Annotated in this window: 8 protein-coding genes and 1 pseudogene; 5 read left to right on the forward strand and 4 right to left on the reverse strand. The window is 51.1% G+C overall.

The genetic code is table 11. From position 1 onward, the window contains the following. Positions 1-236: 236 nt before the first annotated feature. Positions 237-1,838 (reverse strand): N-acetylmuramidase domain-containing protein, encoded by a 1,602-nt coding sequence (locus ACKFKF_RS31860; RefSeq protein WP_446871405.1) that lies wholly within the window; start codon positions 1,836-1,838, stop codon positions 237-239. 299 nt (positions 1,839-2,137) lie between these two features. Here ACKFKF_RS31860 and ACKFKF_RS31865 point away from each other — a divergent pair, with 299 nt between their 5' ends. The 3 genes from ACKFKF_RS31865 to thiL all read left to right on the forward strand — a co-directional run bounded on the left by ACKFKF_RS31865 (position 2,138) and on the right by thiL (position 4,968). Then, the gene (locus tag ACKFKF_RS31865; RefSeq protein ID WP_446871407.1) at positions 2,138-2,632 is read left to right on the forward strand and encodes a hypothetical protein; all 495 of its coding nucleotides are present in this window, start codon (positions 2,138-2,140) and stop codon (positions 2,630-2,632) included. 133 nt (positions 2,633-2,765) lie between these two features. Further along, complete coding sequence (locus ACKFKF_RS31870; protein WP_446871408.1) at positions 2,766-3,899, forward strand: peptidylprolyl isomerase; 1,134 nt, start codon at positions 2,766-2,768, stop codon at positions 3,897-3,899. Positions 3,900-3,954: 55 nt separating this feature from the next. Next, positions 3,955-4,968 (forward strand): thiamine-phosphate kinase, encoded by a 1,014-nt coding sequence (gene thiL, locus ACKFKF_RS31875; protein ID WP_446871409.1) that lies wholly within the window; start codon positions 3,955-3,957, stop codon positions 4,966-4,968. A 530-nt stretch (positions 4,969-5,498) separates the two neighbouring features. Here the strand turns inward: thiL and ACKFKF_RS31880 are convergent. Beyond that, complete coding sequence (locus ACKFKF_RS31880; protein ID WP_446871410.1) at positions 5,499-6,359, reverse strand: DALR anticodon-binding domain-containing protein; 861 nt, start codon at positions 6,357-6,359, stop codon at positions 5,499-5,501. A 281-nt stretch (positions 6,360-6,640) separates the two neighbouring features. On the opposite strand from ACKFKF_RS31880, the gene ACKFKF_RS31885 reads away from it, so the two are divergent. Further along, complete coding sequence (locus tag ACKFKF_RS31885; protein WP_446859901.1) at positions 6,641-7,357, forward strand: Crp/Fnr family transcriptional regulator; 717 nt, start codon at positions 6,641-6,643, stop codon at positions 7,355-7,357. 163 nt (positions 7,358-7,520) lie between these two features. Here ACKFKF_RS31885 and ACKFKF_RS31890 read toward each other — a convergent pair whose 3' ends face one another. Together ACKFKF_RS31890 and ACKFKF_RS31895 are read right to left on the reverse strand one after the other, a co-directional pair. Further along, positions 7,521-9,113 (reverse strand): NAD(P)H-quinone oxidoreductase subunit 4, encoded by a 1,593-nt coding sequence (locus ACKFKF_RS31890; RefSeq protein ID WP_446859902.1) that lies wholly within the window; start codon positions 9,111-9,113, stop codon positions 7,521-7,523. 120 nt (positions 9,114-9,233) lie between these two features. Further along, the gene (locus ACKFKF_RS31895) at positions 9,234-11,315 is read right to left on the reverse strand and encodes an NAD(P)H-quinone oxidoreductase subunit 5 (protein ID WP_446871411.1); all 2,082 of its coding nucleotides are present in this window, start codon (positions 11,313-11,315) and stop codon (positions 9,234-9,236) included. Between the two features lie 339 nt (positions 11,316-11,654). Here ACKFKF_RS31895 and ACKFKF_RS31900 point away from each other — a divergent pair. Then, a pseudogene (locus tag ACKFKF_RS31900) lies at positions 11,655-12,197 on the forward strand (cytosine deaminase); the annotation flags it as partial.

The following is a 12,197-nucleotide window of genomic DNA, read 5'->3' on the forward strand; positions in this document are numbered from 1 at the left end:
AGACTGGGGGATTTAGGGGGCTGAAGCCGCCTGAAACGAAGCGACAACGACTTGTATGTACACGGTAGGAATTGGCAGGTGGGGGCAGAAGATCTCAGCAACGGAGCGAAAGAACTTCATTAAACTGACCGTGAATGAAAGCGCGATCGTCCCAATTCCCCTTGGCTCAGAACCTCAAGTCGTTCTATCTGGACGATCGCCCATTCTCCTTTCAAATTAGCTTCCTCGTCTCCTCCTTATACTCTCCCTTTCCAATATTGGTAGGCATCGGCTAGTTTTTCGTCGTAGCGGTTGGCTCGATAGCCTTCGCCGTTGTAGCGCAGTGCAAAGCCGGCCCAGTCGCGGTTGATTAAAAAGCGATCGAGACGGTTGCTCTTGATAAAGTTAAACATTGCCATGAGTTGTTTGCCTTCGCTGAGGTGCATATCGCGGACAAAACTTTCGACATCTCTATAGCCCGCCGCTTCGTGGTTAAAGCCCATCACCTGACCCAACCCCCAAGAGGCTGACTTGAGGGCACCTGCGCGATTGAGCCGAGCCGCTTTGTACAAGCGATCCCATTCAGCAGCACCGCCCAGATAAAGGGCACGATTCCACACGGGGCTAGAAATGTCGCCATTAGAACGATCGAAGCGACTGTCTGTAAATGCCGAAAACCAGTGAGCTTCAAACAAGATTTTGGGGCGGCCATCCTTAAAAAATCCTGACCCTGCGGCTTCGACATCCACCACCGCCCGGACTGCGGCCACCTCACAGCCGATCGACTGAGCCACCGATCGATAGTCCCCATCCACCAGTTGACGAATCGGACGCACGATCGCAATTCCTGAAATCGTCGGCTCCAAAAGAAACTGTGCCGCTTGAGGGGGCATCTCATTCGATTTGAATTGGTAAACCCTGGCAAAGGCAGCATAGGCGGCTTGAGTGCCATTGCCCCAAACGCCATCGATCGGCCCTGGTGCATGACCCAACGCATCCAGACACTGTTGCACTTCTCTCGCCAAGCCCTGACTCGCCGCAATTCTGTCAATCTGCCAAATCACGCCCCCGGTTGCAATCTCGCGCAAGCCTCTAGGCAAGGCCTGGGTCGGGCTGGCATATCTCGGAGTTGGGGCAGGCGTGGGAGTCGGAGTGGGTGTAGGTCTGGGCGTAGGGGCAGGAGTCGGCGTGGGCGTAGGGGTTGGTGCAGGAGTCGGTGTAGGAATTGGTGCAGGAGCCGGAACTGGAACAGGGCTTGGCGTGGGAACAGGAGCGGGCGTGGGCGTAGGGGTTGGAGCAGGAGTCGGTGTAGGAGTTGGAGCAGGAGCCGGAACTGGAACAGGGCTTGGCGTGGGAACAGGGGTCGGCGTGGGAACAGGAGCGGGGGTTGGTGCCGGAACAGGGGTCGGGGTCGGTCGGGGTGTTGGAGTCGGAGCGGGGGTTGGTACCGGAACAGGGGTCGGGGTCGGTCGGGGTGTTGGAGTCGGAGCGGGGGTTGGTCTGGGCGTGGGAGTCGGAGCAGGCGTGGGAACGGGCGTTGGTCTGGGGGCAGGGGTGGGCGTGGGGGTCGGACGCGGGGTCGGAGTGGGCGTAGGAGTCGGTCGAGGCGCGGGAGTTTGGTTGATTCTCAGCAGCAGTTGAGCCGCTCTTGGAGACAGTTCTTCTGGCTTGAGTTGGTTGGCTCTCGCAAAGGCAGCATAGGCGGCTTGAGTCCCGTTGCCCCAGAGTCCATCGACGGGCCCAGGTTGATATCCCAACAAAATCAGGCGCTGCTGGACTTCTCTCGTCAAATCACGATCGGCTCGTACACTAGCAATTTGCCAGGTCGCTGAAGCAGCAGCAAGGTCTCTCAGATTCATGGTGGGGCCCGTCCTCTTGTGTAGATGGCTTTCCAATTTTAGGCGCGATCGTCAATTCTCTCTGAGAAAAATCTACGTGCTTTCAAATAGAGAAGTCTTCTTTTGTTACAAATGCTTAAGGGGCTTAGGTTATAAGCTGCGTTTCTCAAGTCGCTTGCAAGCACTGACTAGCTCTAAGTTTTAGACTTTGCACTCAGCACGCTCAAAAGGTTTAGTCACACTTCTCTTGGAGACTGCACCAGGAAACGGCATAAAATCTTGTACTGAATCTCCATAGTTTTTGCAAGCCCTAACAAACGATGCAACCCTCAATCAAGGTTATTTTGCTGACACTCGCTGCCACGATCGTAGGAACCCAATTAGCGACAGCGGTTCCGGTTCCCGATCACCAGGGCGATTACCCAATACCCAAGTCAGCGAGAAGCAGCTCCCCCGGACAGTCCAATTGGATCGTCGTCGATGGAGACTCCAAAGGGCTAAACTGCCGCATGGCCAGGCAATTTCAGTCCGTCACGCTGGATGGTGCCGATGCACCCGCCGCAATTTTTTTGAATAATCAGTATGCGATCGCCGACTGGCCCATCAGGTTCACCTTCAAAAAAGGACAGCGCCTTCAAGCCGTCACGGGCAATATGGGACGCAATCAAATTATGCTCCTCGACAATCGTGGCAAGCCCTGGATTCCGGTCAGCGTGCAAAAGGGCGATCGTTCCATCAATTGCTTTATTCGTGCCAACAGCCGATTTATCAAGCCGCTCAAAGAAAATTCGATTTCGGGTAGAGCGATGGAGTGAGGAGTGAGGAGTGAGGAGTGAGGAGTCAAGGAAAAGATTTGACCTGTACCCTTACACCCCAAACCCCAATCTTCACGATGCTCCCCCTCATGGCACAATCGAGAAGGGCTTTTTAGCACAGAGGGAGCGCGACATGTTTGTTTGGAATGGTATGAAGCTCAATTCTTTGAAGCGGCGATCTCGTCGAGATACCCGCAAGAGGTCGGTCAGACTGCTGATTCTAGGGCTGGTTTGCTTTCTGATCGGTTGGCAATCTCCAGCTTATGCACTGCCTCCGGGCAATCCGATTACTGATTCGCAGTCGCTGTTGAGATATGCATTGCCGATCGACAATCCTGATGTTCGCAAGCTGCAATTTAGCCTCGAAGATATCACCGCGCAACTGCGGGCCAATCGTCGCTGGGGGGCAGTCGTCGGCGATGTCAAACAAGCTTATCGAATTTTGACCGATCGCCAGACTCAACTTCTAGCCTCAATTCCCGACGACAAAAAGCCCCAGGCAGAGGCGATCATTGCCAAACTCAAAGCGGGCGTTGAAACCCTCCAAACCAGCGCCGAAGCGAAGAATAAAGAACAGACGCGATCGCAGCGGGCGGATTTGCTCAGTCTCGTCACCGACCTCGAAGAATTGATGGTGCAAAAATTCCCTTACGAGGTGCCCGAAGAATATAGCAATCTGCCTCAACTTAAAGGACGTGCGACGGTTAAAGCGAAGACGAGTCAGGGAGATTTGACGATCGTGCTCGATGGGTTTAGCGCCCCCGTCACGGCTGGCAACTTTGTCGATCTGGTCAAACGCGGCTTCTACGATGGTTTGCAGTTCACCAGAGCCGAAGATTCTTACGTGCTGCAAATTGGCGATCCGCCCGGCCCAGAAGTTGGATTCATCGATCCTGACACCAAGAAGTATCGCGCTGTCCCGTTAGAAATTTTGGTCAAAGGCGATGCGGCTCCCCTGTATGGCATCACGCTCGAAGACGCTGGACGCTATTTAGATCAGCCCGTTTTGCCTTTCTCGTCGTTTGGGGCGTTAGCGATGGCGCGTCCGGGTGAAGACCCCAATGGCGGCTCGTCTCAGTTTTTCTTCTTCTTATTTGAGCCAGAATTGACCCCCGCAGGCTTAAATCTGTTGGATGGTCGCTATGCGATTTTTGGCTTTGTCACCTCTGGTCGAGAAGTGCTAGAAAAACTCAAGGCAGGGGATACGATCGAATCCATGAAAGTCATCGACGGCCTAGAGAACCTGGTCGAACCCAAAGCCGCTTAATTGAAAATTTGATCCATAATTCAGGACTGGGTGATAGCCACTCAGTCTTTTTCATATGCTTTTTTTTCATACGGCAGAAACAGTGCAGACGATCGGTGAACAAGGACTCCTCAAGCGCCTCCAAGCCTTTTGCCCTGCTGACGTAGTGGGAGATGATGCCGCAGTGCTCTCGATCAAAGCGGGAAAGTCACTCGTCGTCACCTCGGATGTACTGGTCGAGGACGTACATTTCAGCGATCAAACCACTCCTCCTCAAGCAGTGGGATGGCGATCGGCCGCCGCAAATCTTTCTGACCTCGCAGCAATGGGAGCTTCGCCCCTGGGAATCACCGTAGGCTTAGGGCTTCCGGGCGAATTGTCGGTGGGCTGGGTTGAGGATTTGTATCGGGGCATCACAGGCTGTTTGCAAAAGTATGGAACCGTCATTGTCGGAGGTGACATTTGTCGATCGCCCATCATTACCGTCGCTATCACCGCATTCGGGCAAGTCGAGCCAGCCAGCGTGATTCGTCGCTCAACGGCTCAAATTGGAGATGCCATCTTAGTCACAGGCTATCACGGCTCTTCAAGAGCAGGTTTAGAACTGTTGCTCTATCTAGAACTTGCAGAAACCCCCAATGAAGCCGATCTCACCACCCTAATCCAAGCCCACCAATTCCCCAACCCTCGCCTGGACGTTCTACCTTTCCTCCCTCTTCCCTCCTCCCTCCTCCCTATTTCTGGAATGGACAGCAGCGACGGGCTTGCGGACGCGATCGTTCAGATCTGTCATGCCAGTCAAGTTGGGGCGAGCGTTGATCGATCTGCAATTCCCATCCATCCTGCTCTAAAGCGTCTGGCGTCTCCCGAAAAGGCGATGAACTGGGCGCTTTATGGTGGAGAAGACTTTGAACTGGTGTTGTGTCTGCCGCTAGAAGCCGCACAAGTATTAGTCGAGAAAGTGGAGGGAGCGGCGATCGTGGGCGAAATCACTTCTGACCCTGATATTCGCGTCGTCGATCCAACTGGAGAAATACCCGATGAGATTCTCACTTTAGAAGGCGGCTTTCAGCACTTTGACAGTGATTAGACGGCAGTGATTAGACGTTAGATGTCAAGCTCGGTTAATCAGGTTTCGACTACTTTTCATCTACTTTTCATCTATTTGATGTGACAAAATTTGTTCTACGCCTTCTCGTAATGCTGCCGTCTGGAATGCCACCACATTTCAGATAGATTGTCTTTTACAGCAGGCTGGTGGAACTTCTATTTAGAGGCAACATTGATCAGAGGAGGATTCGGAAAACTCTGCCATAACTGGTTTTATTTCCCGACAAAGCCCTTCTCGATCAGACTTTCGCCAGGAGTCCGTAACCCCAACTTTTAGTAATTTGAGACTTCAATGGAAAAACTTTTCAGGTTAACTGTTTGAGAGTCAACCAACAGAGCTTTAAAGTCAGGAAGAGTACCGACGACTGGCCGTGTTTCGTCTCGGTACTCTTGCTGGTTCGCTCCTCACACTCCAATAATATATCTGAGCGCCCAGGTTTTGTCACGGATTGGGAGATAAAAATAAGTTATGACACCAAGATGACAGCGATGTGTCTCTCGATGAAAGGGCTAAAGCTCATCCGGTGCACAGATCCCCAAACCTTCTTGGAGCAACGATCGCAGCAGTCTTTGAGTCACCATCACCAAACTTAATCTTTCTGGAGACAAATTCACAAGTTGGCAAACTTTGTAGAAGCGCTGGAAAGCTTGAGCGAGCGCGATCGTCCCTTTAAAGACTGTTGGACTGCTCTGGGTCATAGAAGCGTCATACAGATCATCTAGAACGGAAATTATCAAAAAAATCAGATCTCGATCTGCTGGTTCACGAAGGTCAGGCTTAGATTGTGTCCTATTTGACCGATCTAACTCAATTCCTGCTTCTTTAGCCAGACGGATCAGCGTTACACAACGCGCATGGCTGTACTGGCAGAGGAAAGTGCTCTCATCTGAGGGCAATTTATCCGCAGAAATCAGGGGTATCCGGGGTGGCTTCTCGATTAAGAATTGTAACCAGATTGCGAATCCTCGATCGCTCAACACAAACTCCAGATAGCCTAATGCTGTGACTCGTACCGTAAATTCACGCAAAATGTCTTGAAACACCGTAGATTCCTCGGTCTGGGGTGCATCAAACTGGGTGAAGTTTTTTGCGACTTGATACGCCAAAGGCAAGGCTGTTCTCAGTGAGCCAGAAGCTAATTTGAGGGCGATCGCAGACTGATACTCAGTCAGAGACGTTGCATTTCTGACCTGCCTGAGCGGAATCTGTGCCGCACAAAGCTTGCTGCTGTAAGAAAAATTATTCTGTCTCTGAGGTGAAGAAGCTTTTGCTACTACAACATCCTCCTTCGGGTAGATTGTTTCAAATAGTCTGTCCAGTAACAATATGCGAAACGTAGGATAAGTAATCTTATGTAGGCTACAATTCATGGTATTTACGGTTGATGCTCTAGGATAAGGTTGATTTTGGTCAAATTTCGGTCGAAAATCCTCCAGTTTCGTTAAGAGTCCATGTCGCTTGTAGTTACAATTACTGAGATCAGGCTACAAACAAGGAGACTCTACTTTCGGATTTCTCCCTTTAGTGCAAAAGTGTCTAAAGGTGCCTATCTCTATTCCGATCGGTTGAGAAATGAGCCAGCGTTTCGGTTTCTGCTAAATACTCAGTGACTTGTCAAAGTCTCACACTGTTCTCCAACAGCCTTTAACTTATGTACTCAGTATCTCCCCAACAAAATTCAGAAGCGTCTCGTCCATTTTTGACGTGGCAGCGCATTATTGATTGGGCCCAAGAACATTATCGAGTTCGGTCTTTTAGTAAAGATGAGCGGATTCCTGCCCGTCCAGGTCTACTTTATCTGGTGCAAAAAGGTGCCGTAAGACTCGTGGGAACAGCCCAAGTCAACGCCACTGGCGGCAATGCATCTCGTCTCGCTCGTATCAGCCCCGAAGAAGCATTCTTAGGATTTGTCGGCGCAGGGCAACCCTTTGAGATTGTGGCGCAGTCACCGTTTACGCTACAAAGCTATGCTCACGTTGACCAAACCTCCGTGGTCTGGATGTATTGGCACGATCTGGACAACTGGCCGCATTTTCGCCGCGAAGTGTTGGATGCTTTCCGCTATCAGCATCAGCGCAAACTTCTCTGGCTCAGTACACTGGGTCAGCGCAGAACTATCGATCGCCTCCTCGGTTTTCTGACACTGCTGATTGAGGAATATGGCGAACCGACCGAAGACGGCTACTGTCTGCCTTTTCCGTTGACTCATGCCCAGATCGGGAGCGCAATCGGTTCAACTCGCGTTACGGTCACCCGTCTGATGGGCAAGCTGCGCCAAAAAGGAATGATTCGCACTCAAGGTGATAATCTGCTCTGTTTGCCGACTGACTCGGTTTTGACCACGCGGAATACGCAGAGTCAGGGATGAGGGGTCATCTTCGACAGGCTTTACGATAGGGATGAGGGATGAACAGCAGCGTTTGTCTTCCTCAATCCTTTGAGCTTGAAGATTCAGAAAGGTTGCCAATAAAGAAGGCAGGGAGCGAGTTGAACTTACTTCCTGCCTTTTTGCATGATTTAGAAAAGTTTGGTTAACGCAGTGTTGGAGCGGCGATCGCTTCTCCTAGCGGGGGTTGTAAAGCCACAGATTTAGAAGCCTGTTGAGCCAGGGTTGGCACCTGATCGCGAAGCCGAGCGGTTAGCTGCTGTGTCTTGGAGTCGTAGATCTGGGTCAGCAGTTTTGGATAGAAGCCAATGCCAATAATCGGAACTAGCAAACTGGCGATAATAAAGACTTCGCGAGGTTCTGCATCAATGAGCGCTTCGTGTGAGGTCAGTTCTTTGTTTTCTGGCCCGTAGAAGATTTCGCGCAGCATTGAGAGCAAGTAGATGGGCGTGAGAATGACCCCGATCGCTGCCAAGCCCACCACAATAATTCTAAAAGTCTGACTGTAAGCGTCACTGGTAGCAAAGCCGACAAATACCATCAGTTCGGCGACAAAGCCACTCATTCCAGGCAGAGCCAGCGAGGCCAGCGAACAAGCCGTAAACATGGAGAAAATTTTGGGCATCTGTTTGCCGACACCGCCCATCTCGTCCAGCATCAGAGTGTGGGTACGATCGTAGGTTGCTCCTACCAAAAAGAACAAACTCGCCCCTATTAAACCGTGAGACACCATCTGCAAAACGGCACCACTTAACCCTAAATCGGTAAATGAGGCGATGCCAATCAGGACAAATCCCATGTGAGAGATCGAGGAATAGGCGATCTTTCGCTTCAAGTTGCGCTGGGCAAAGGAAGTGAGAGCCGCATAGATAATATTCACTACTCCTAAAATCACCAGAGCTGGTGCTACCGTTGCATGAGCCGCCGGAAGCATTTCTGCATTCATCCGAATCAACGCATAGCCGCCCATTTTGAGGAGAATGCCAGCCAGCAGCATGTGAACGGGAGCCGTCGCTTCACCGTGGGCATCGGGTAGCCAGGTGTGGAGCGGAATGATCGGCAGTTTGACCGCGTAGGCAATCAGAAAGCCTGTGTAAACCCAAAGCTGAAAGTTGAGCGGAAAATCTTTGGCGGCCAAAGCGCGAAAGTCGAAGGTCACCGTGTCACCATAAAAAGCCATCGCCAGCCCTGCAACCAGAATGAACAGCGACCCGCCTGCCGTGTACAAAATGAATTTTGTTGCTGCATACAGCCGTTTTTTGCCGCCCCAAATCGACAGCAGAAAATAGATAGGCACCAGTTCCAGTTCCCACGAGAGGAAGAACAGCAGCATATCCTGAACCGCAAAAACCGCAATCTGACCGCCGTACATCACCAGCATCAGAAAGTAGAACAGGCGAGGCTTAAAGGTGACGGGCCAAGCTGCCAAAATCGCCAGGGTGGTGATAAATCCTGTCAAAATAATCAGGGGCATCGACAATCCATCGGCACCAACTGACCAATTAAGATCTAACTGAGAAACCCAGGGGTAGCTTTCGACAAGCTGAAGATCTGGATTTGCAAAGTCGTATTGAGTGTAGAAGGCGTAGACGATCAGGACAAAATCCAGTAGCCCAACGATCAGCGAGTACCAGCGAACGGTTTTGCCGTCCTTATCGGGAATAATGGGGATTAAGAGAGAGGCTGCGATCGGAAACAAAATGATCGTGGTCAGCCAGGGAAAATTGGCGGTTAGCATTCTAGTTTTTAAGGTTGAGTTATGAGGCGTTTGAGAGAGGTGGCGATCGACGATAGCGGTTGACTGTCAGCAGGATTTTATCTACCCCACAGGACTAACAGCCAACCTCTCATAACTTCTTTAGGTTGCGCCTGAAAAGATCACAAGTCCAAGGACGGCGACAAAAATAATCAGGGCATAAAACTGGGCCCGACCACTTTCCAGGTATTTCAGTCCTTCTCCAGACAGCAGGGTTGCGAGTCCGGCCAGGTTGACTACCCCGTCTACCACTTTGGAATCGACTTCTAAGACCTGACGAGCCAGACGGCGACTACCCTTCACGAAAAGCTCCCCGTAAACTTCGTCAAAGTACCACTTGTTGAGCGACAGATTGTAGAGGAATGGAATCTTGGCGGCGATCGCCTTGGGATCAATCTTGCCGCGCAGGTAGATCAGAGAGGCTAGGGTAATCCCAATCAGCGAGATCCCCACTGAACTACCCGCCATCACATAAAACTCAGACAGCGTTTCTTGACTGGCTTCGGCTGCGATTTGAACGGCTTCACCAGGCGTATGAATGAATTCCTCAAAGTAGTTGCCGAAGGGTGTTCCGACCAGTCCGATCAGGGTTGAAGGAATGGCCAAAAGCAGCAACGGCAACGTCATCGTCAACGGGGATTCGTGAGGCTTTTCGGCGTGGTGTTCAGGGTTGCCGGGATCGACTTCTTCGCCGCCCGGAGCTTCCATTGTTAGTTCTTTGGGGTTCATTGCGCCGGGCCCAAATGCCAGCCCCATCTTCTGAAGCTGCTCGTTTTTGAGAACTTGCTTGACGGCGGCATCCGTGCCTCGGAATTTCCCTTCAAACGTGCTGAAATACATGCGGAACATATAGAACGCCGTGATCCCAGCCGTCAGATAGCCAATTACCCAGAGAGCAGGATTTGCGGCAAACGTGGCACCCAAAATTTCATCCTTTGACCAGAAGCCCGCAAACGGCGGAATTCCCGAAATTGCTAACGTTCCGATCAAGAAAGTAATTGCTGTCATCGGCATGTACTTTCTCAGTCCGCCCATCATCCGCATGTCTTGAGCGTAGACGGGATCATGTCCGACCACTTCTTCCATGCCGTGGATCACCGACCCAGAGCCAAGAAACAGCATCGCCTTAAAGTAAGCGTGCGTCATCAGGTGGAACAGTCCGGCACTGTAAGCACCGACTCCCATCGCCATCACCATGTAGCCCAACTGAGACATCGTAGAGTACGCCAGACCTTTCTTGATGTCGTTTTGGGTAATGGCGATCGATGCCCCCAAAAATGCCGTGAATGCTCCCGTCCAAGCGATCACATCCATTGATGCGGGAATGCCTTCAAACATCGGGAACATACGAGCAATCAAGAAGACTCCTGCCGCCACCATCGTCGCCGCATGGATCAAAGCAGAAATGGGAGTCGGGCCTTCCATCGCGTCCGGCAGCCAAACGTGGAGCGGAAACTGGGCTGATTTTGCCACCGGGCCCAAGAAGACCAGAATGGCGAATAATCCCGCTAACCAAGCGCTGATTGAGCCAGTGGCCACGAGGTCTTGGAGACGATCGCCAATCACATTAAAGTCAAAACTGCGAGTTGCCCAATACAAACCCAAAATACCAAGCAGTAACCCAAAGTCACCCACCCGGTTCGTCACAAACGCCTTTTGGCAGGCATCGGCCGCCGCTTTACGGTAAAACCAAAACCCAATCAGCAGATAGGAGCACATGCCCACCAGTTCCCAAAAAATGTAGACCTGGACGAGATTAGGGCTAATCACCAGACCCAGCATCGAGGAACTGAACAGACTCAAATACGCATAAAAGCGAACATATCCGGGATCGTGCGCCATGTAGCCATCGGTATAGACCATGACCAGAAAGGCAACCGTCGTCACAATCACTAGCATTAATGACGAGAGCGGGTCGATCACATACCCCATCGACAGGTGAAAGTCGCCCGCCGAGGCCCACTCAAACATTTGAGTATAAGGGGCATGTCCACGAAATTGGCTCCAAAACAGAGCAAACGAGAGGGTCATCGCCGCGCCAATCAGAGACACGATGAAGATAGAGTTTGCCTGTCGGAGACGATTGACATCTTTATTGAATGAGATCAGCCCTAGACCAACTAGCATCGCACCTGCAAGAGGCAGGACGGGAATTAGCCAGGCATACTGATAAATCGGTTCCATCACTCACGCCTAGTTTAGAGTTCTTTACTATCCAGGGTAGTCAATTTGGGCAACGTTGGGATAGTCTGATCCAAATGACTGGGATTGGAAATTGCAATCTTAGTTTCTATGGGATAGTATTTCCAATTTGTTTATAGTCAACATCTGTAATAGGACAGGCAAAAGAGCCAGGTTGTCTTAAGATTTCGACACACTTTTGATAGAGAAGTCTCTATCTTTTAAGAAAAGCTGACTCTAGAACGAGCAATTTCAACTCCTCCTTAACGCTTCAATCTCAACTATTTCAAATATTTCAAAAGCTAATTTTTCAAATCCTGACGCTGAGTGCAGTTTGCTTCCATGATTTTTGATTCTTCGCATTATTGGTTGAGAAACGCCCATATTCCAGCTTCGATCGTCGTTGGCGGCACCAAATGGACTCCTCGCAAACCGCCTGAAGATCACCTGTTATCTGTAGATTTAGAGATCATTGAGGGCAGCATTGCGACGATCGTGTCTGCCGGAACTTACACTAGCTATCCGCATCCATCAATGGATCTGCGAGGCGGAATGGCTCTCCCCTGTTTTGTCGATCTGCACACGCATCTGGATAAAGGCCACATTTGGAATCGCGCTCCCAACCCAGATGGCACTTTTGAAAGCGCGTTGAACACTGTCCGATCGGATGCCGCCAAAAATTGGAACGCTGATGACGTTTACCGCCGCATGGAATTTGGGCTGAAATGCAGCTATGCTCACGGGACTCAGGCGATTCGTACCCACATTGATGCGTTTGGGGAGCAGGGCGAAATTAGCTTTAGCGTCTTTAGAGAACTGCGAGAAAAATGGAGCGATCGCTTAACGCTGCAAGCCGTTTGCCTTGTGCCGCTGGATTACTTTCTC

The sequence above is a fragment of the Phormidesmis sp. 146-12 genome, assembly GCF_052939495.1.

Coding starts and splice junctions, on each gene's coding strand:
- ACKFKF_RS31895 (WP_446871411.1), bottom strand. CDS start 11,315: ATGGAACCGATTTATCAGTATGCCTGGCTAATTCCCGTCCTGCCTCTT.
- ACKFKF_RS31860 (WP_446871405.1), bottom strand. CDS start 1,838: ATGAATCTGAGAGACCTTGCTGCTGCTTCAGCGACCTGGCAAATTGCT.
- thiL (WP_446871409.1), top strand. CDS start 3,955: ATGCTTTTTTTTCATACGGCAGAAACAGTGCAGACGATCGGTGAACAA.
- ACKFKF_RS31885 (WP_446859901.1), top strand. CDS start 6,641: ATGTACTCAGTATCTCCCCAACAAAATTCAGAAGCGTCTCGTCCATTT.
- ACKFKF_RS31870 (WP_446871408.1), top strand. CDS start 2,766: ATGTTTGTTTGGAATGGTATGAAGCTCAATTCTTTGAAGCGGCGATCT.
- ACKFKF_RS31890 (WP_446859902.1), bottom strand. CDS start 9,113: ATGCTAACCGCCAATTTTCCCTGGCTGACCACGATCATTTTGTTTCCG.
- ACKFKF_RS31880 (WP_446871410.1), bottom strand. CDS start 6,359: ATGAATTGTAGCCTACATAAGATTACTTATCCTACGTTTCGCATATTG.
- ACKFKF_RS31865 (WP_446871407.1), top strand. CDS start 2,138: ATGCAACCCTCAATCAAGGTTATTTTGCTGACACTCGCTGCCACGATC.